The sequence below is a fragment of the Pseudomonas sp. PS01270 genome, from assembly GCF_029959775.1.
Lineage (GTDB): Bacteria > Pseudomonadota > Gammaproteobacteria > Pseudomonadales > Pseudomonadaceae > Aquipseudomonas > Aquipseudomonas atacamensis.
The window spans coordinates 21,168-39,762 of the sequence record NZ_JASCPT010000046.1 but is presented as its reverse complement, the minus strand read 5'-3'; the positions used below and the strand labels follow the sequence as shown (position 1 = coordinate 39,762).

Sequence of the window (18,595 nt, the reverse complement as noted above, 5' to 3'; positions counted from 1 at the left end):
CGAATGCGGTTGGCCAGTCAATGAAGATGTTGGCTGAACAGGCGCATTCGCGAGCAGGCTCGCTCCCACAGGTTTATTTATCAGCCCAAGGCAAGTGGGCAGTCTGTTATTCAGCCTTCAGCGTCTTCACGCCTTCACTGGTGCCCAGCAACAACAGATCCGCCGGGCGCGCGGCGAACAGGCCGTTGGTGACCACGCCGACGATGGCATTGATCTGCGCTTCCAGCTCCACCGGGTTGGTGATCTGCAGGTTGAACACGTCGAGGATGATGTTGCCGTTGTCGGTCAATACGCCTTCGCGGTAGACCGGGTCGCCACCGAGTTTGACCAGTTGGCGGGCAACGTGGCTGCGGGCCATCGGGATCACTTCCACCGGCAGCGGGAATTCGCCGAGCACCGGTACCAGTTTGCTGGCGTCGGCGATGCAGATGAAGGTCTTGGCCACGGCGGCGACAATCTTCTCGCGGGTCAGGGCGGCGCCGCCGCCTTTGATCAGGTTCAGGTGCGCGTCGCTTTCATCGGCGCCGTCGACGTAGAACTCCAGATCGCTGACGGTGTTCAGCTCATACACTGGAATCCCATGGCCCTTGAGGCGCGCGGCGGTGGCTTCGGAGCTGGCAACGGCGCCATCGAACGCGCCCTTGTGCTGGGCCAGTGCATCGATGAAGCAGTTGGCGGTGGAGCCGGTGCCGACGCCGACGATGCTCTTGTCGTCGAGTTTCGGCAGGATGAAGTCGACGGCGGCCTGGGCCACGGCCTGTTTGAGTTGATCCTGGGTCATGCGGGCTCCGGAAGCGGGCAAGGGTTGGGCAGAAAGGCCGGCATTATAGGCCTCGCGGTGGTAGAGGGGGAAACAAGCTGTGGTGAGGGGATTTATCCCCGTTCGGCAACGCAGTCGTCGTAAAACCCTGGAACGCGGTGTAACTGAAAAAATGCAGGGGAGCGCTTCGCACTCCAGCGGGGATAAATCCCCTCGCCACAACGGTGCTCACTCAAGAATGGGTTTTCCGACCCTAAAACCACCTGTTTAGTGTGGTCGCCTCGGCAAAAGGCGGGTTAGACTCGCTGGTCCCGCCCAATCGCCAGTGATGCTTTCCGATGCTCGAACAGTACGTCAAAAAGATCCTCACCTCGCGCGTTTATGACGTTGCCGTAGAAACCCCGCTGCAGAACGCCCGCCAGCTCTCCGAGCGGCTGGGCAATGACATCTGGCTCAAGCGCGAAGACTTGCAGCCAGTGTTCTCGTTCAAGATTCGCGGCGCCTACAACAAGCTGACGCAATTGAGCGACGAAGAGCGCGCTCGTGGCGTGGTCACCGCGTCGGCGGGCAATCATGCGCAGGGGCTGGCCCTGGCGGCGAAAGTGTTGGGCGTCAAAGCCACCATCGTCATGCCCAAGACCACCCCGGAAATCAAGGTCGAAGGCGTGCGTTCGCGCGGCGGCAAAGTGGTGCTGCACGGTGACTCGTTTCCGGAAGCGCTGGCCTATTCGCTGAAACTGGTCGATGAAAAAGGCTACGTCTACATCCACCCGTACGACGATCCGCACACCATTGCCGGGCAGGGCACCGTGGCCATGGAAATCCTGCGTCAGCACCCGCAGCCGCTGGATGCGATTTTCGTCCCGGTCGGCGGTGGCGGCCTGATCGCCGGTATCGCGGCCTACGTGAAATACCTGCGTCCGGACATCAAGGTGATTGGCGTCGAACCGGACGATTCCAATTGCCTGCAAGCAGCGATGGCAGCGGGCGAGCGCGTGGTTCTGCCGACCGTGGGCATCTTCGCCGACGGCGTGGCGGTGGCGCAGATCGGCCAGTACACCTTCGAGATCTGCAAGGATTACGTCGATGAAGTGATCACTGTCAGCACCGACGAGATCTGCGCAGCAATCAAGGATATCTACGACGATACCCGCTCGATCACCGAACCTGCCGGCGCGCTGGGCGTGGCCGGGATCAAGAAGTACGTCGAGCAGCGTGGCGTCAGCGGCCAGACCTTCGTCGCCATCGACTCCGGCGCCAACGTCAACTTCGACCGTTTGCGCCACGTCGCCGAACGCGCCGAACTGGGCGAAGGTCGCGAGGCGATCATCGCCGTGACCATTCCGGAAAAGGCCGGCAGCTTCAAGGCCTTCTGCGAAGCCATCGGCAAGCGCCAGATCACTGAATTCAATTACCGCTACAACACCGGCAGCGAAGCACACATCTTTGTTGGCGTGCAGACCCACCCGGACAACGATCCGCGCAGCGCCTTGCTGGCGAGCCTGACCGAGCAGGGTTTCCCGGTTATCGACCTGACCGACAACGAACTGGCCAAGCTGCACATCCGCCACATGGTCGGCGGCCGCGCGGCGCAGGTGGTCGATGAAGTGGTGCTGCGCTTCGAATTCCCGGAGCGCCCGGGCGCGCTGTTCAACTTCCTCAACAAGCTCGGCGGGCGCTGGAATATCTCGATGTTTCACTACCGCAACCACGGCGCAGCGGACGGCCGCGTGGTCGCCGGCCTGCAAGTGCCCCATGACGAACGTCATCTGGTGCCGGCGGCACTGGCGGAAATCGGCTACCCGTATTGGGATGAAAGCGACAACCCGGCCTATCAGCTGTTTCTTGGCTGAGCGGCTACGCTGATGGGCATGGATCTACGGAAGAGAACGACATGGAAACCCTGACCACCCTGAAAGTCCTCCACGTCGCGGCGACCGTGGTCATCCTCGTGAGCGGGCTGGTGCTCGCCGCCCTGACCTGGCGAAATCGCAGTGAAGGGCCGGCCAGTACGATGCGCCGTCCCTGGCTGTTTATCTGGTGCCTGATGCTGATCGGCATGCTCAGCATGCCTTTCACCGGCTGGTGGCTGGTGCACCTGGTTGGCTGGCCACTGGGGCAATTGTGGATTCTGGGGTCCAGCGTGATCTATACCGTGGCCACGCTCAGCGCGGTCTGGCTGCTGGTCCGGCTGGATCGGCTGTGGACAAGCGGGGTGGGCAATCGCAAGTTCAATCTGGCCCTGGCGATTGTCAGCGGCGTCGGGTTTGTCGCCATAGCGGCGTTGATGGGGGCCAAGCCGGTTTAAGGCTTGAGACCGCGTCGATCCCATTCGCGAGCAAGCTCGCTCCCACATTGGATCTGTGTCGTTCACAAATTCCCTGTGGGAGCGAGCTTGCTCGCGAAGGCGGAGTCAGCCGCGCAGACTGATCACCGGCCAGCCACGCTTCTCGGCTTCGGCCCGCAGATTCGGATCAGGATCCACCGCCACCGGATTCGCCACCTGTTCCAGCAACGGCAGATCATTCATCGAATCGCTATAGAAATAGCTGTCCTCAAGCGAATGCCCGGTCTCTTCCAGCCAGCGATTGAGGCGCGTGACCTTGCCTTCGCGGAAGCACGGGATGTCGGTGCTGCGCCCGCTGTAGCGGCCGTCGACCATTTCGCATTCGGTGGCGATCAGGGTTTCCACGCCCAGGCGCACAGCGATCGGCGCGGTGACGAAACGGTTGGTGGCGGTGATGATCACCAGTTTGTCGCCAGCATCGCGGTGCTTTTTCAGCAGCTCCAGTGCCTTGGGCAGCACGATCGGCTCGATGCAGTCGCGCATGTAATCGCTGTGCCAGGCATCGAGTACGGCCATTTCGGTGCGGCCGAGAATTTCCAGGCAGAAGTTCAGGTAGGCGGCGTTGTCGAGCTTGCCGGCCAGGTAATCCTGATAGAACTCGTCGTTGCGCGCCTTGTAGGCGATCGGGTCGAGGAAGCCGCGCTCGCACAGATAATCGCCCCAGGCGTGATCGCTGTCGCCGCCCAGAAGGGTGTTGTCCAAATCGAATAAAGCCAGGCGCATTGCAGTTACCCGCTGAAAAGTCAGTAAAAAGGCGACAAGAATACGGTCTTTTCACAAGAGTGCACATAAGGTAGGAACCTTCGTTGCCGCCTCATCAAGCTTTGTGGAACAATGCGGCGACATGCGTTTGCGAGGTTGTTGCCGTGATCGACCCCGATGGTTTCCGCCCCAATGTCGGGATCATTCTGACGAATGACGCCGGCCAGGTGCTATGGGCTCGCCGTATCAATCAGGACGCCTGGCAGTTTCCGCAAGGGGGGATCAACCCCGAGGAGACGCCGGAAGACGCCTTGTACCGCGAGCTGAACGAAGAAGTTGGCCTGGAACGTGAAGATGTTGAAATACTGGCCTGTACCCGAGGCTGGTTGCGCTATCGTTTGCCGCAACGCCTGGTGCGTACCCACAGCCAACCGCTGTGCATCGGCCAGAAACAGAAATGGTTTCTCCTGCGCCTGATCTCCAACGAGCAGCGGGTGCGGATGGATCTGACCGGTAAACCGGAGTTCGATGGCTGGCGCTGGGTCAGCTATTGGTATCCGTTGGGCCAGGTGGTGACATTCAAGCGCGAGGTGTATCGACGCGCTCTCAAAGAGCTTGCCCCGCGCCTTTTAGCGCGCGACTGACGACGGAGTTCGACCCCGAGCCATGCTCAATACGCTGCGCAAGATCGTCCAGGAAGTTAACTCCGCCAAGGATCTCAAGGCGGCGTTGGGGATTATTGTGTTGCGCGTCAAAGAGGCCATGGGCAGCCAGGTCTGCTCGGTCTACCTGCTTGATCCGGAAACCAATCGCTTCGTCCTGATGGCCACCGAGGGCTTGAACAAGCGCTCGATCGGCAAGGTCAGCATGGCCCCCAACGAGGGTCTGGTCGGTCTGGTCGGCACGCGTGAAGAACCCCTGAACCTGGAAAACGCTTCGGTTCACCCGCGCTATCGCTACTTCGCCGAAACCGGTGAAGAGCGTTACGCCTCGTTCCTCGGTGCCCCGATCATTCACCACCGCCGCGTCGTCGGCGTGTTGGTCATCCAGCAGAAAGAACGCCGCCAGTTCGACGAAGGTGAAGAAGCCTTCCTCGTGACCATGAGCGCGCAGCTCGCCGGCGTAATCGCCCACGCCGAGGCCACCGGTTCGATCCGTGGTCTGGGCCGGCAGGGCAAGGGCATTCAGGAAGCCAAGTTCGTCGGCGTACCGGGTTCGCCGGGTGCTGCCGTCGGTACCGCCGTGGTCATGCTGCCGCCGGCAGACCTGGACGTGGTGCCGGACAAGACCATCACCGACATCAACGCCGAGCTGGCGCTGTTCAAGACCGCCATCGAAGGCGTGCGCGCCGACATGCGCGCCTTGTCCGCCAAACTGGCGACCCAGTTGCGCCCGGAAGAGCGCGCGCTGTTCGACGTCTACCTGATGATGCTCGACGATGCGTCGCTGGGCAGCGAAATCACCACCGTGATCAAGACGGGGCAGTGGGCTCAGGGCGCGCTGCGTCAGGTGGTCACTGAGCACGTCAACCGTTTCGAACTGATGGACGACGCCTACCTGCGCGAGCGCGCTTCGGACGTCAAAGACCTTGGCCGCCGCTTGCTCGCCTATCTGCAGGAAGAGCGCCAGCAGAATCTGGTCTACCCGGAAAAAACCATTCTGGTCAGCGAAGAGCTGACGCCGGCGATGCTCGGCGAGGTGCCCGAAGGCACGCTGGTCGGTCTGGTGTCGGTACTCGGTTCGGGTAACTCTCACGTCGCGATTCTCGCCCGAGCCATGGGCATTCCGACGGTGATGGGCCTGGTCGATCTGCCGTACGCCAAGGTCGACGGCATCGAAATGATCGTCGACGGCACCCGTGGCGAGGTCTACACCAACCCCAGCGAAGTGCTGCGCAAGCAGTTCGCCGAAGTCGTCGAAGAAGAGAAACAACTGGCGCTGGGCCTCGACACCCTGCGCGACCTGCCGTGCGTGACCCTTGATGGCCACCGCATGCCGCTTTGGGTCAACACCGGCCTGCTCGCCGATGTGGCGCGGGCGCAGAAGCGTGGCGCCGAAGGGGTTGGTCTGTACCGCACCGAAGTGCCGTTCATGATCAACCAGCGCTTCCCGAGCGAGAAGGAACAGCTGGCGATCTACCGCGAACAGCTCGCCGCGTTCCACCCGCAACCGGTGACCATGCGCAGCCTCGACATCGGCGGTGACAAATCGCTGTCGTACTTCCCGATCAAGGAAGACAACCCGTTCCTCGGCTGGCGCGGTATCCGCGTCACCCTCGACCACCCGGAAATCTTCCTCGTGCAGACCCGCGCGATGCTCAAGGCCAGCGAAGGCTTGAACAACCTGCGGATTCTGCTGCCGATGATCTCCGGCACTCACGAACTCGAAGAAGCCCTGCACCTGATCCACCGTGCCTGGGGCGAAGTGCGCGACGAAGGCACCGACGTGCCGATGCCGCCGATCGGCGTGATGATCGAAATCCCGGCAGCGGTGTACCAGACCAAGGAACTGGCGCGGATGGTCGACTTCCTCTCCGTCGGCTCCAACGACCTGACCCAGTACCTGCTGGCGGTAGACCGCAACAACCCGCGCGTCGCCGACCTCTACGACTATCTGCACCCTGCGGTGCTGCAAGCTCTGCAAACCGTGGTCACTGACGCCCACGCCGAAGGCAAACCTGTGAGCATCTGCGGCGAGATGGCCGGTGATCCGGCGGCGGCGGTGCTGTTGATGGCGATGGGCTTCGACAGCCTGTCGATGAACGCCACCAACCTGCCGAAGGTGAAGTGGATGTTGCGCCAGGTGAACCTGAGCAAGGCCCAGGAGATGCTGGCGGAACTGATGAAGATCGATAACCCGCAGGTTATCCACAGCTCGCTGCAACTGGCGCTGAAGAATCTCGGGTTGGCCAAGATGAATTCGCCGGTGGTGACCAAGGCTCTCTAAAGATCAAAAGCCCCTCACCCTAGCCCTCCCGAAACGTCGGACCGCCCAGAGGGAGAGGGGACTGATTGGGGATGCTGCAGAACTCCGTCGACCTGTAAGTGCTTTGCTGAATCCATAATCGACTCGATCTTTCAGGTCGATGTATACCGCAAGACACCTCGGTCGGCCCCCTCTCCCAGAGGGAGAGGCGACTGATTGGGGGATGCTGCAGAACTCCGTCGACCTGTAAGTGCTTTGCTGAATCCATAATCGACTCGATCTTTCAGGTCGATGTATACCGCAAGACACTTCGGTCGGCCCCCTCTCCCTCCGGGAGAGGGCTGGGGTGAGGGGCTGCTGTTAGACACAAACCTCAACTTCCCCGAGATGCCCGCCATACGGCCCAAAACTGCGCTCTACCATCCGCCGCGTGCCGTCCGCTCGCACGATCAACGCTGTACTCGCTCGCGTGCCATAACTCTGGCTGGCAATAAACACGCTCGACAGCAACGACTCCGTCGCCATGCCCACCCCGGTATCCGGCAACTCGGCCTCGGGTGCGGTCTGTGCATCGCTGAGCAAGGTCAACAAACGCTCAGGCTGCGGATCATCCAGTACCGCGCTCAACGCCGCCCTGGCCTTGAGCAGTTTCGGCCACGGCGTATCCAGCCCCGCGTTGGATAACCCATAAACTCCAGGCTGCAACATCACCGGCTCTGACGCTCGTGCATTGAAATGCCACAACTCATGGGCATTGCCCAGCAGCAGATTGAACCCGGCATATTCGGCGGCACGACCCGCCACATCGCTCAAATAATCATCAATCGACAGATCGTCAGCAAGAAAGCGCGCCACCAGTTCGCCCCGGGATTTGGTGGCCGGCGGCTGTTGCGGATCGCGAATATTGGTCAGCGCGGCGAAGCGTCTGTTGGCGCCGATCCCCAGCCAGGTGCCGCCAGCCTCAAGATCGCGCCCGGCATGTACGTGCGGCGCCTCGGGCCATTGTGCCAATGGCAGGCTGGGGCGGGCGTAGAACTCGTCGCGGTTGGCCGCGACGATCAGCGGCTGGGCATGGCCCGGGCGCCAGGCGAAAACAATCAGGCACATAAGGTGGTCCTTGTGTGTTTTTTGCCCACTCTACGCATCCGGCGTCCGTGCATCCATCGCCAGTGGAGCAGAACGCTGCGCATCCGTTAACATGCCGCTCCTGTTTTGCCGATGCGTGCTGGAGACGGTCATGGAATTTCTGCTCTACCTGGCGCTCGGCGCCTGTGCGGGCGTGCTCGCCGGGCTGTTTGGCGTTGGCGGCGGGATCATCATCGTCCCGGTGCTGGTGTTCAGCTTCACCCTGCAGGGTTTCGATCAGTCGATCCTTACGCACCTGGCGGTGGGCACGTCGCTGGCGACGATCATATTCACCTCGGTCAACGCCGTGCGTGAGCATCACCGCCGGGGCGCGGTGCGCTGGGCGATTTTTCGCTGGATGACCGTGGGCATTCTGCTCGGCGCCGGTTTCGGTGCGCTGACCGCAGAAGCGATCTCCGGACCGAACCTGCAAAAGATCATCGGTGTGTTCGCTCTGGTGATCGCCGTGCAACTGGCGCTGGATGTCAAACCCAAGGCCAGCCGAACGGTGCCGGGCAAACTCGGTCTGACCGCTGCCGGTACGGTGATTGGCTGGGCCTCGGCGATTTTCGGCATTGGCGGCGGCTCGCTGACCGTGCCGTTTCTGACCTGGCGCAGCGTGCCGATGCAGCAGGCCGTGGCGACCTCATCGGCCTGTGGCTTGCCGATCGCTTTGGCCAGTGCAGCAAGTTTCATGATTCTGGGGTGGCACGATCCGTTGTTGCCGGCCCATAGTCTCGGTTTTGTGTATTTGCCGGCATTGTTGGGCATCGCCCTGACCAGCATGGTCTTCGCTCGGCTCGGTGCGCGTCTGGCACACAGGTTGTCGCCGCGCTTGCTGAAAAGGCTGTTCGCCGCTTTGCTGTTCTGCGTGGGTTTGAGCTTTCTGCTCTGACCGCGTGGCAATCCTGGCTTAATCCTGAGGTGGCAGCGTCGCCCGGGAATTTCGCTTTCAACTCTAACAAGGAGTCGCAATGCTGCCTTACCCGCAGATCGACCCGGTGGCCCTGGCCATCGGTCCGCTGAAAATCCACTGGTACGGTCTGATGTACCTGATCGGCATCGGCGGCGCGTGGCTGTTGGCGTCGCGCCGGCTCAACCGCTTCGACCCGACCTGGACCAAGGAGAAACTCTCCGATCTGGTGTTCTGGCTATCGATGGGCGTGATCGTCGGCGGCCGTCTGGGTTACGTGCTGTTCTATGACCTGAGCGCGTACCTGGCCAACCCGACGCTGATTTTCGAAGTGTGGAAGGGCGGCATGTCGTTCCACGGCGGATTCATCGGCGTGATGCTCGCGGCCTTGTGGTTCGGCAAGCGCAATGGCAAGTCGTTCTTCCAGCTGATGGACTTCGTCGCGCCGATGGTGCCGATCGGTCTGGGCGCCGGGCGCATCGGCAATTTCATCAACGCCGAGCTGTGGGGCAAGGCCACCGACGTGCCATGGGCGATGGTGTTCCCGCCGTTCAGCGATCCGGCGCAGTTGCCGCGCCACCCGTCGCAGCTGTATCAGTTTGCCCTCGAAGGCGTGGCGCTGTTCCTGATCCTGTGGATCTTCTCGCGCAAACCGCGTCCGACCATGGCGGTCTCTGGCATGTTCGCGTTGTTCTACGGCATCTTCCGTTTCATCGTCGAGTTCGTCCGCGTCCCGGATGCACAGCTCGGCTATCTGGCGTGGAACTGGCTGACCATGGGTCAGGTGCTCTGCGTGCCGATGATTGTCGGCGGGCTGTTGCTGATCTGGCTGGCCTATCGTCGCGCCCCGGCAGCGCCGCTCGCGCCGACGGCTTAAACTACGAACCCCGGCGCGCGACGCCGGGGCTCCAAGGACACAGGTAACTCATGAAGCAATATCTCGAACTGGTCTCGCACGTCATAAAGAACGGCACCAAGCAGGCCAACCGCACCGGCATCAACACCATCAGTTTTCCGGGAGCAATGCTGCGTTTCGATCTGCAGGAAGGTTTTCCGGCGATCACTACGCGCAAAATGGCTTTCAAATCGGCCATCGGCGAGATGTGCGGCTTTCTCCGTGGCGTGAACAACGCCGCTGAATTCCGCGCGCTGGGCTGCAAGGTCTGGGACCAGAACGCCAACGAAAACGCGCAGTGGCTGGCCAACCCGTTCCGTCAGGGCGACGACGACCTCGGTGAAATCTACGGCGTGCAATGGCGCAAGTGGCCGGCGTACAAGCAGATCCCGCTGAGCAACACTGCTGCCATCGAACAGACCCTGAGCAACGGCTACAAGCAGATCGCCCAGGGCGAAGAAGATGGCCAGGCCTACGTGGTGCTGTACAAAGCCATCGATCAGGTGCGCCAGTGCGTCGACACGATCATCAACGATCCGGGCAGCCGGCGCATTCTGTTCCACGGCTGGAACGTCGCCCAGCTCGATGAAATGGCCCTGCCGCCATGCCATTTGCTGTACCAGTTCCACCCGAACGTCGAGACCAAAGAGATTTCTCTGACCCTGTACATCCGCTCCAATGATCTGGGACTGGGCACGCCGTTCAACCTCACCGAGGGCGCCGCGCTGCTGAGCCTGATCGGTCGCCTGACCGGCTACACGCCGCGCTGGTTCACCTATTTCATCGGCGATGCGCACGTCTACGAGAACCATCTGGACATGCTCAACGAACAGCTCAAGCGCGAGCCGTTTGCCATGCCGAAACTGAAGATCTCCGATCGCGTGCCGGAGTTTGCCAAGACTGGCGTATATCAGCCAGAGTGGCTGGAATTGGTCGAGCCGAGCGATTTCTCGCTGGAAGGCTATGAGCACCATCCGCCGATGACCGCGCCGATGGCGGTCTAGTCACCATTGATCGTTCCCACGCTCCGCGTGGGAATGAATCCCGTGACGCTCTGCGTCACTTTGGACGCGGAGCGTCCATGGCGGCATTCCCACGCGGAGCGTGGGAACGAGCTTCGCCCGTCAGTGGCCGTGGCTGCGGCCCACATGGGAGTGTTCGACTTCGGTTGCGACAACCCCGCCACTCACCTCCAGCCGCTGCAAGATCCCGCATTGATCCGCCTCCGGCCCTTCGCCACAGCGTTGGCGCAGGTCGAGCAGTTGTGTCTGCAACGCCAATAACCCATCAATTCGCGCTTTCACGTGCTGAATATGTTCGTCGATCAGCGCATTGACGCTCTCGCACTGATCCTGCGGGCTGTCGCGCAGGGCGAGGAGGCTGCGGATTTCTTCGAGGGTCATGTCGAGGGTGCGGCAGTTGCGGATGAAGGTCAGGCGCTCGGCGTGGGCCTGGGTGTAGACGCGGTAGTTGCCGTCGCTGCGCGCCGGTTCCGGCAGGAGGTTTTCGCGCTCGTAGTAGCGGATGGTTTCCACGGCGCAGTCGGTGAGTTTCGCCAGTTCGCCGATCTTCATGACGGCCATCTCCAAAAGGGTGCTTGACCCTATAGTGGCTACAGGGTCTTTACTTGGCAACAGGCACCTTCATGGACGCGACCAATGAGTGATTCCCTGCACACCCACAAGCCCGGCGACGGCCACGATCACAGTCATAAATTGCAGCCGGTGCATAAACATTCGCACGGCGGCGATTCCTGCTGCGCTTCGAAAGCTGCGCCGGCCCCGGTTCATTCGCACGAAGATTCCTGCTGCTCGTCGAAAGCCGCAGCGCCTGCCTTGGTGCAACTGAGCGAAACGACCAGCGCCGACGCGCGCCTGAGCAGCTTCCGCATCGAGGCAATGGACTGCCCGACGGAGCAGACGCTGATCCAGAACAAACTGGGTAAACTGGCCGGCGTGCAGCAGCTGGAATTCAATCTGATCAACCGCGTGCTTGGCGTGACCCACAATCTGCCGGGCACCGAGCCGATCACCGAGGCGATCAAATCCCTCGGCATGCACGCCGAGCCGCTGCAGGCGGGTGTCGATGCGCCGGCACCGGCTGCGGTGAAAAAACACTGGTGGCCACTGGCGCTGTCCGGCCTGACCGCGCTGGGCGCCGAAGTCATCCACTTCACCAGCGCTGCCCCCGACTGGGTGGTGGCGATTGTTGCGCTGGTGTCGATCCTCAGCGGCGGCCTCGGCACCTACAAAAAGGGCTGGATTGCCCTGAAGAACCGCAACCTCAACATCAATGCGCTGATGAGCATCGCCGTGACGGGCGCGATCCTCATCGGCCAGTGGCCGGAAGCGGCGATGGTGATGTTCCTCTTCACCGTCGCCGAGCTGATCGAAGCACGCTCGCTGGACCGCGCGCGCAATGCGATCAGTGGTTTGATGCAAATGACTCCGGAGCAGGCGACGGTCTTGCAGGCTGACGGCAACTGGCGCGAACAAGAGGTGAAAAGCGTCGAGCTCGGCGCCCGCGTGCGGGTGAAGCCAGGCGAGCGCATCGCGCTGGACGGCGCGGTGGTCAGCGGCAGCTCGACCATTGACCAGGCGCCGATCACCGGTGAAAGCCTGCCGGTGGAGAAAACTGTCGGTGATAAAGTCTTCGCTGGCACCATCAATCAGGCCGGCTCGCTGGAATACACGGTCACCGCTGCGGCGAACAACTCGACCCTGGCGCGGATCATTCACGCCGTCGAACAGGCCCAGGGCGCGCGGGCACCCACGCAGCGTTTCGTTGACCAATTCTCGAAAATCTACACCCCGGCGGTCTTCGTCTTCGCCTTGGCCGTGGCGATCATCCCGCCGTTGTTCATGGGCGCGGCGTGGTTCGACTGGATCTACCGCGCGCTGGTGTTGCTGGTGGTTGCCTGCCCGTGCGCACTGGTGATTTCCACCCCGGTGACCATCGTCAGCGGCCTCGCGGCGGCGGCGCGCAAGGGCATTCTGGTCAAGGGCGGCGTGTACCTGGAAGGCGGCTTCAAGCTCGATTATCTGGCGCTGGACAAGACCGGCACGATCACCCACGGCAAACCGGTGCAAACCGATTACCTCTCACTCGACCCGACGGCCGATGCCAGCGCGCCGGCCATCGCTGCCGCGCTGGCCGGGCGCTCCGATCATCCAGTGTCGCTGGCGATTGCCAACGCCGCTGTGGATAAAAACTTCGCCGCGCCGACTGTGGATAACTTCGCCGCGTTGGGCGGGCGGGGCGTCAAAGGCGACATCAACGGCCAGACTTATCACTTGGGCAACCATCGTCTGGTTGAAGAGCTTGGCCTTTGCTCGCCGCAACTGGAAGAGAAGCTGTTCGCGCTGGAAAAGCAGGGCAAATCCGTGTTGCTGCTCGACAAATCAGGCCCGCTGGCGCTGTTCGCCGTGGCCGACACGGTCAAGGAAACCAGCCGCGAAGCGATTCGTCAGTTGCATGAACTCGGGGTGAAAACCCTGATGCTGACGGGCGACAACGTCCACACCGCGCAAGCGATTGCCGCCCAGGTCGGCATCGACGAGGCGCGCGGCGATTTGCTGCCGACCGACAAGCTGCAAGCCATTGAAGATCTGTACAAGCAGGGCCACCGGGTCGGCATGGTCGGCGACGGCATCAATGACGCCCCGGCATTGGCCCGCGCCGAGATCGGTTTCGCCATGGCCGCCGCCGGCACCGACACCGCGATCGAAACCGCCGATGTCGCCCTGATGGACGACGATCTGCGCAAGATTCCTGCGTTCATCAGCCTGTCGCGCAATACCGCGAGCATCCTCAAACAGAACATCGCACTGGCGCTGGTGATCAAGGCGATATTTCTTGCGGTAACCTTTGCCGGGCTTGCCACCATGTGGATGGCGGTGTTTGCCGATATGGGCGTGAGCCTGCTGGTGGTGTTCAACGGTTTGCGCCTGCTGCGCAAGTAAACGTGAGGGAAGGTTGTGCTGAGTGCCGAGCTGAAAGCGTTTTACATGGTCGCCCGCCTGGGCAGCATCACGCTGGCGGCGAAAAAGCTCGGCCTCAGCCAACCGACCGTGACCACGCAAATCCGCAATCTGGAGAGTCAGTATTCGGTGGAACTGTTCTACCGTGGCGGGCGCCGTTTAAGCGTCAGTGACGAAGGCGCGCGGCTGCTGCCGATGGTCAAGACCCTGTTGCAGCAAGAGGCCGACATCGAGTTCTTCCTGCGCAACAGCGGTCAGGTGCAGGGCACGCTGCGCATTGCCGCGACGGCGCCATATTACATCCTCGATCTGGTGAAGACCTTCCGCGAGCGTTTGCCGCAGGTGGAAGTGTCGGTGGAAATCGGCAATTCGCAGCAAGTGCTGGAAGCGCTGGAGGATTACCGCGTGGATGTCGCGGCATCGTCGCAGTTGCTCGACGATGCGCGGTTGATTCGCCGGGTGCTCGGCACCGATCCGCTGGTGCTGGCGGTGCATCGCAATCATCCGTTGGCGGCGCAGGAACATGTGACGTTGAATGCGCTGGCCGGGCATACATTGCTGATGCGCGAGCCGGGTTCGACCACGCGGCGGTTGACCGAAGAGTTGCTGGCCAGCGCCGGGGTCAGTTTCGGGCCGTTGCTGGAGATCGGCAGCCGTGAGTCCATTCGTGAAGCCGTGCTGCGCAATATCGGCATCAGCATCATTGCGCGGCAGGAGGTGCCGCATGATCCGCAGTTGCGTGTGCTGACCATCGAGAATGCGCCGCAGATTCCGGAGTATCTGTATTGCCTCAAAGAGCGCAAGGGTGCGCGGTTGCCGGCGGCCTTTTTGGGGCTCGCACAGGAAATGTCCCCCGCATAATGATCGTTCCCACGCTCCGCGTGGGAATGCCTCAACGGACGCTCCGCGTTCGGCTTTTGGGACGCGGAGCGTCCCGGGCTGCATTCCCACGCGGAGCGTGGGAACGATCTGCAGTGAACCAAAATCCCCGAATACCACTATCAGCGGTTTTTGCCTCGCTGCCACATGACGGACGCATTACAACTCTAGGATTGGCCTCATCCGTTTGCTGAGGTCCGTCAATGAATCCTGCCATCGCAACTGCCCTGACCAACCCCGGCGCGCCGATGAAAGTGCGCGGCGTGCACAAGCGTTTCGGTGCGTTCACTGCGCTGGATAACGTCTCCCTCGACGTCGCCGCCGGTGAACTGGTGTGCCTGCTCGGCCCGTCGGGCTGTGGCAAGACCACATTGCTGCGCTGCATCGCCGGTCTGGAGAAACAGGACAACGGCGAGTTGTACCTCGGTGACCGCGACGTCTCGCACCTCGCCCCGCAAGCGCGGGATTACGGGATTCTGTTCCAGTCCTACGCGTTGTTTCCCAATCTGACGGTCGAGGCGAACATTGCCTACGGCCTCGCCGGCAGCGGTCGCGATGAAGTGCGCCGGCGTGTCGGTCAGATGCTGGAACTGGTCGGCCTCAGCGGCAGTGAGAAAAAGTATCCAGGCCAATTGTCCGGCGGTCAGCAACAGCGAGTAGCGCTCGCTCGCGCATTGGCGCCGGCGCCGTCGCTGCTGTTGCTCGACGAACCGATGTCGGCCCTCGACGCGCGGGTGCGCGAGCATCTGTGCACCGAGCTGCGTCAGCTGCAACGCAATCTCGGCATCACCACGCTGATGGTCACGCACAATCAGGACGAAGCGATGCTGATGGCCGATCGCATCGCGGTCATGAATAACGGCCGCGTCGAGCAGTACGCCACCCCGCAGGAAATCTACAACCGCCCGGCCACGCCGTTCGTGGCCGAGTTTGTCGGTCAGGGCAACTGGCTGCCGTTTCAGCGCAGCAGCGACAGTCACGCCAAGGTTGGCGGGATGAATCTGCGCCTGGCCGAGGGCAGCGTACACGGCGCTTCGGGTCGACTGTTCTGCCGCCCGGAGGCGATCAACGTCAACCCGCTGGTGCACGAAGAGAACTTGTTCCCGGCCAGGGTTCGCGAAATCACTTTTCTCGGCAACCGCTGCCGGATGAGCTTCGAACTTGATCAATTGCCGGGCCACGCACTGCTCGCCGAAATCGCTCCAGAAGCCATGCCGCGCCTCGGCGCCCAGCAGATCATGGTCGCCTTGCCGCCGCGCAGTTTGCAGGTGTTCGCCTGATGAACAGCAACCTCGCGCTGCCGCTACCGCACAAGCAGGTGCGACAGTCCTCGAAAGCCGAGATCGGCGATCGCCTGTTCGTGCTCGGCGGCAAAGTCCTCCTGCTGGTGTTGCTCGGCCTCGCGGTGCTGCTGCCGTTGCTGGCGATCTTCTGGCGCGGCTTCAGCAACGACGCCGGGCAGGGCGGCGGCTGGCTCGCGGCGAAAGAGTTGGTGACCAGTGCCAATTTCCATTGGCTGCTCGGCAACAGCCTGAAAGTGTCCCTCAGCGTTGCGGCCATTGTCGTACCGCTGGCCTACCTGTTTGCCTACGCACTGCAACGCACGCTGATTCCGGGCAAAGGCATCTGGCGCGGAATCTCCCTGCTGCCACTGATGGCGCCGTCGATGCTGCCGGGGATTGCGCTGGTTTATCTGTTCGGCAACCAGGGCATGCTGCGTGGGCTGCTCTCGGACAATATCTATGGCTTCTGGGGCATTGTGCTGGGCGAGGTGATCTACACCTTTCCCCATGCGCTGATGATTTTGCTCTCGGCATTGTCGCTGGCCGATGCGCGGCTGTTCGACGCCGCATCGAGCATGGGCGCCAGCCCGGCCAAAGCGTTTCGCAGCATCACTTGGCCGGCGACCCGCCAGGCGGTATTCGCTGCGTTCTGTCTGGTATTCACCCTGACCATCACTGATTTCGGTGTGCCGGTGGTGGTCGGTGGCGACTATCAAGTGCTGGCGCTGGAAGCCTACAAAGCCGTGGTCGGCCAGCAGCAATTCGGTCGCGGCGCGTTGATCGGCATGGTGCTGTTGCTGCCGGCGCTGTTCAGTTTCGGTGTCGATGCGTGGTTGCGTCGGCGTCATGGCGACTCGATGAGCGGGCGCGCGCAGGTGTTCAAACCGCTGCCGTCCAGGCTGCGTGACGGCTGCTATCTGGCGATCGTTTTGCTGATCAGTGCGGCGTTGATCCTGGTATTCGGCATGGCGGTGTTTTCGTCGCTGGTGAAGTTCTGGCCGTACAACCTGTCGCTGTCGCTCAACCACTATCAGTTCAACGAGACCGCCGGCGGTGGCTGGCTCGCCTACGGCAACAGTCTGAAAATGGCGCTGGGCACCGCGCTGATTGGCAGCGTGCTGATTTTCACTGGCGCCTATCTGATGGAGAAAACCCGCACTCAGCGCGGGCTGAACCTGGCTTTGCGCATGCTCAGCTTCGTGCCGATGGCGGTGCCGGGGCTGGTGCTGGGCCTGGGTTACGTCTTTTTCTTCAACCTGACCGGCAACCCGTTGCACGTGCTGTACGGGACGATGACGCTGCTGATTGTCTGCACCATTGCGCACTACCTGACCACCGCACAAATGACCGCGACCACCGCGCTGCGCCAGCTCGATGCTGAATTCGAAGCCGCCGCGCTGTCGCTGAAGGCGCCGCTTTACCGGCATTACCTGCGCGTCACCGTGCCGATCTGCCTGCCGGCGCTGCTGGACATCGTGCGCTACCTGTTCGTCTCGGCGATGACCACGGTTTCCGCTGCGATCTTCCTTTACAGCCCCGACACCATCCTCGCGGCGGTGGCGGTGCTGAACATGGATGACGCCGGCAACGTTGGCGGCGCGGCGGCGATGTCGACCCTGATCCTGTTCACTTCGGCCGGCGTGTCGCTGTTGCTGGCGTGGGCTTCGCGCGGCCTGTTGCGCCGTTCCCAGGCCTGGCGGCAAACCGCGCCAGGTCACTGATTGCAAACCCGATCAACTCATCTACAGGAAAACGCTCATGTTCAAGCCTATGGCCCTGGCCGCTGCTGTGCTCGCGACTTTCAGCCTGAATGCCTTCGCGGCAAAAACCGAGTTGACGGTGTACACCGCCCTCGAAGCCGAGCAACTGAAGTCCTACAAGGACGCCTTCGAAAAGGCCAACCCGGACGTCGAGATCAAATGGGTGCGCGATTCGACCGGGATCATCACCGCCAAGCTGCTCGCCGAAAAGGCTCGTCCGCAGGCTGACGCGGTGTGGGGCCTCGCCGCGTCGAGCCTGGCGATTCTCGATCAGCAAGGCATGCTGCAAAGCTATGCACCGAAGGATCTCGGCAAGATCGGCGCGAACTACCGCGACGCCGCCAACCCGCCAGCCTGGGTCGGCATGGACGTCTGGGCCGCGACCATTTGCTTCAACACTGTCGAAGCCGAGAAGCAGGGTTTGAGCAAACCGGTCAGTTGGCAGGACCTGACCAAGCCTGAGTACAAGGGCAAGATCGTCATGCCCAACCCGGCGTCGTCCGGCACTGGTTTCCTCGACGTCAGCGCCTGGTTGCAAACCTTCGGCGAGAAGCAGGGATGGGCGTATATGGACGGCCTGCACCAGAACATCGGCCAATACGTTCACTCCGGTTCCAAGCCGTGCAAGCTGGCGGCGGCGGGGGAGTTTCCGATCGGGATTTCCTTTGAATATCCAGCCGTACAGCTGAAACGCCAGGGTGCGCCGCTGGACATCATCCTGCCGAAGGAAGGTCTGGGCTGGGAGATCGAAGCGACGGCGGTGATCAAAGGCACGCCGCATGAAGAAGCGGCGAAGAAACTCGCTGATTTCTCCGCCAGCGCCGAGGCGATGGATCTGTACAAGGAGAACTTCGCTGTTCTTGCGCAGCCGGGGATTGCCAAGCCGCAGACCGAATTGCCAGCCGACTATGAGCAGCGCCTGATCAAGAACGACTTTGCCTGGGCCTCGAAGAATCGCGACGAGATCCTGGCTGAATGGCGCAAGCGGTATGACGGCAAGTCCGAGAAAGTTGTCGCCAAGTAACC

General features: G+C 62.0%; 16 protein-coding genes. 12 read left to right on the top strand and 4 right to left on the bottom strand.

Annotated elements, in window-relative coordinates; all coding sequences use genetic code 11:
• Nucleotides 1-106: 106 nt before the first annotated feature.
• Nucleotides 107-781, bottom strand: a complete 675-nt coding sequence (rpiA, locus tag QMX86_RS14830; RefSeq protein ID WP_007913886.1) for a ribose-5-phosphate isomerase RpiA — start codon at nt 779-781, stop codon at nt 107-109.
• Nucleotides 782-1,098: 317 nt separating this feature from the next.
• Here rpiA and ilvA point away from each other — a divergent pair, with 317 nt between their 5' ends.
• Both ilvA and QMX86_RS14820 read left to right on the top strand, forming a co-directional pair.
• Nucleotides 1,099-2,613, top strand: a complete 1,515-nt coding sequence (ilvA, locus tag QMX86_RS14825) for a threonine ammonia-lyase, biosynthetic (protein ID WP_071172186.1) — start codon at nt 1,099-1,101, stop codon at nt 2,611-2,613.
• A 41-nt stretch (nt 2,614-2,654) separates the two neighbouring features.
• A complete protein-coding gene (locus QMX86_RS14820) occupies nt 2,655-3,068 on the top strand; it encodes a DUF2269 family protein (RefSeq protein WP_282387746.1) in 414 nt (137 codons plus the stop codon).
• Nucleotides 3,069-3,173: 105 nt separating this feature from the next.
• On the opposite strand, the gene QMX86_RS14815 is transcribed toward QMX86_RS14820, so the two are convergent.
• Entirely contained in the window at nt 3,174-3,830 is a 657-nt protein-coding gene (locus QMX86_RS14815; RefSeq protein ID WP_073471005.1) for an HAD family hydrolase, read from the bottom strand.
• A gap of 143 nt (nt 3,831-3,973) precedes the next feature.
• On the opposite strand from QMX86_RS14815, the gene QMX86_RS14810 reads away from it, so the two are divergent.
• Complete coding sequence (locus QMX86_RS14810) at nt 3,974-4,453, top strand: RNA pyrophosphohydrolase (RefSeq protein ID WP_003229203.1); 480 nt, start codon at nt 3,974-3,976, stop codon at nt 4,451-4,453.
• A gap of 22 nt (nt 4,454-4,475) precedes the next feature.
• A complete protein-coding gene (gene ptsP, locus QMX86_RS14805; protein WP_024014698.1) occupies nt 4,476-6,755 on the top strand; it encodes a phosphoenolpyruvate--protein phosphotransferase in 2,280 nt (759 codons plus the stop codon).
• Nucleotides 6,756-7,094: 339 nt separating this feature from the next.
• Here ptsP and QMX86_RS14800 read toward each other — a convergent pair whose 3' ends face one another.
• Nucleotides 7,095-7,841, bottom strand: a complete 747-nt coding sequence (locus QMX86_RS14800) for an NRDE family protein (RefSeq protein ID WP_071172189.1) — start codon at nt 7,839-7,841, stop codon at nt 7,095-7,097.
• A gap of 130 nt (nt 7,842-7,971) precedes the next feature.
• On the opposite strand from QMX86_RS14800, the gene QMX86_RS14795 reads away from it, so the two are divergent.
• The 3 genes from QMX86_RS14795 to QMX86_RS14785 all read left to right on the top strand — a co-directional run bounded on the left by QMX86_RS14795 (nt 7,972) and on the right by QMX86_RS14785 (nt 10,671).
• Nucleotides 7,972-8,754, top strand: coding sequence for a sulfite exporter TauE/SafE family protein (locus QMX86_RS14795; protein ID WP_016772682.1), 783 nt, complete (start codon nt 7,972-7,974; stop codon nt 8,752-8,754).
• Between the two features lie 79 nt (nt 8,755-8,833).
• Entirely contained in the window at nt 8,834-9,649 is an 816-nt protein-coding gene (gene lgt / locus QMX86_RS14790; RefSeq protein ID WP_016772683.1) for a prolipoprotein diacylglyceryl transferase, read from the top strand.
• Between the two features lie 50 nt (nt 9,650-9,699).
• Nucleotides 9,700-10,671, top strand: a complete 972-nt coding sequence (locus tag QMX86_RS14785) for a thymidylate synthase (RefSeq protein WP_282384513.1) — start codon at nt 9,700-9,702, stop codon at nt 10,669-10,671.
• A gap of 120 nt (nt 10,672-10,791) precedes the next feature.
• On the opposite strand, the gene cadR is transcribed toward QMX86_RS14785, so the two are convergent.
• A complete protein-coding gene (gene cadR / locus QMX86_RS14780) occupies nt 10,792-11,241 on the bottom strand; it encodes a Cd(II)/Pb(II)-responsive transcriptional regulator (RefSeq protein WP_016772685.1) in 450 nt (149 codons plus the stop codon).
• 84 nt (nt 11,242-11,325) lie between these two features.
• On the opposite strand from cadR, the gene QMX86_RS14775 reads away from it, so the two are divergent.
• The 5 genes from QMX86_RS14775 to QMX86_RS14755 all read left to right on the top strand — a co-directional run bounded on the left by QMX86_RS14775 (nt 11,326) and on the right by QMX86_RS14755 (nt 18,593).
• Nucleotides 11,326-13,629 carry a heavy metal translocating P-type ATPase gene (locus QMX86_RS14775; RefSeq protein ID WP_282384514.1) on the top strand — a complete coding sequence of 768 codons (2,304 nt, stop codon included), beginning with the start codon at nt 11,326-11,328 and terminating at the stop codon, nt 13,627-13,629.
• A gap of 15 nt (nt 13,630-13,644) precedes the next feature.
• Nucleotides 13,645-14,508, top strand: a complete 864-nt coding sequence (locus QMX86_RS14770) for a LysR family transcriptional regulator (RefSeq protein ID WP_038861192.1) — start codon at nt 13,645-13,647, stop codon at nt 14,506-14,508.
• A gap of 221 nt (nt 14,509-14,729) precedes the next feature.
• Entirely contained in the window at nt 14,730-15,806 is a 1,077-nt protein-coding gene (locus QMX86_RS14765) for a putative 2-aminoethylphosphonate ABC transporter ATP-binding protein (protein WP_282384515.1), read from the top strand.
• Nucleotides 15,806-17,530, top strand: coding sequence for a putative 2-aminoethylphosphonate ABC transporter permease subunit (locus tag QMX86_RS14760; protein WP_282384516.1), 1,725 nt, complete (start codon nt 15,806-15,808; stop codon nt 17,528-17,530). The genes QMX86_RS14765 and QMX86_RS14760 overlap by 1 nt, the downstream gene beginning before the upstream one ends.
• 37 nt (nt 17,531-17,567) lie before the next feature.
• On the top strand, nt 17,568-18,593 hold the full coding sequence (locus QMX86_RS14755) for a putative 2-aminoethylphosphonate ABC transporter substrate-binding protein (protein ID WP_130900350.1): 1,026 nt from the start codon (nt 17,568-17,570) through the stop codon (nt 18,591-18,593).
• The last annotated feature ends 2 nt before the right edge of the window (nt 18,594-18,595 follow it).

Coding starts and splice junctions, on each gene's coding strand:
- rpiA (WP_007913886.1), bottom strand. CDS start 781: ATGACCCAGGATCAACTCAAACAGGCCGTGGCCCAGGCCGCCGTCGAC.
- ilvA (WP_071172186.1), top strand. CDS start 1,099: ATGCTCGAACAGTACGTCAAAAAGATCCTCACCTCGCGCGTTTATGAC.
- QMX86_RS14820 (WP_282387746.1), top strand. CDS start 2,655: ATGGAAACCCTGACCACCCTGAAAGTCCTCCACGTCGCGGCGACCGTG.
- QMX86_RS14815 (WP_073471005.1), bottom strand. CDS start 3,830: ATGCGCCTGGCTTTATTCGATTTGGACAACACCCTTCTGGGCGGCGAC.
- ptsP (WP_024014698.1), top strand. CDS start 4,476: ATGCTCAATACGCTGCGCAAGATCGTCCAGGAAGTTAACTCCGCCAAG.
- QMX86_RS14800 (WP_071172189.1), bottom strand. CDS start 7,841: ATGTGCCTGATTGTTTTCGCCTGGCGCCCGGGCCATGCCCAGCCGCTG.
- QMX86_RS14795 (WP_016772682.1), top strand. CDS start 7,972: ATGGAATTTCTGCTCTACCTGGCGCTCGGCGCCTGTGCGGGCGTGCTC.
- lgt (WP_016772683.1), top strand. CDS start 8,834: ATGCTGCCTTACCCGCAGATCGACCCGGTGGCCCTGGCCATCGGTCCG.
- QMX86_RS14785 (WP_282384513.1), top strand. CDS start 9,700: ATGAAGCAATATCTCGAACTGGTCTCGCACGTCATAAAGAACGGCACC.
- cadR (WP_016772685.1), bottom strand. CDS start 11,241: ATGAAGATCGGCGAACTGGCGAAACTCACCGACTGCGCCGTGGAAACC.
- QMX86_RS14775 (WP_282384514.1), top strand. CDS start 11,326: ATGAGTGATTCCCTGCACACCCACAAGCCCGGCGACGGCCACGATCAC.
- QMX86_RS14765 (WP_282384515.1), top strand. CDS start 14,730: ATGAATCCTGCCATCGCAACTGCCCTGACCAACCCCGGCGCGCCGATG.
- QMX86_RS14760 (WP_282384516.1), top strand. CDS start 15,806: ATGAACAGCAACCTCGCGCTGCCGCTACCGCACAAGCAGGTGCGACAG.
- QMX86_RS14755 (WP_130900350.1), top strand. CDS start 17,568: ATGTTCAAGCCTATGGCCCTGGCCGCTGCTGTGCTCGCGACTTTCAGC.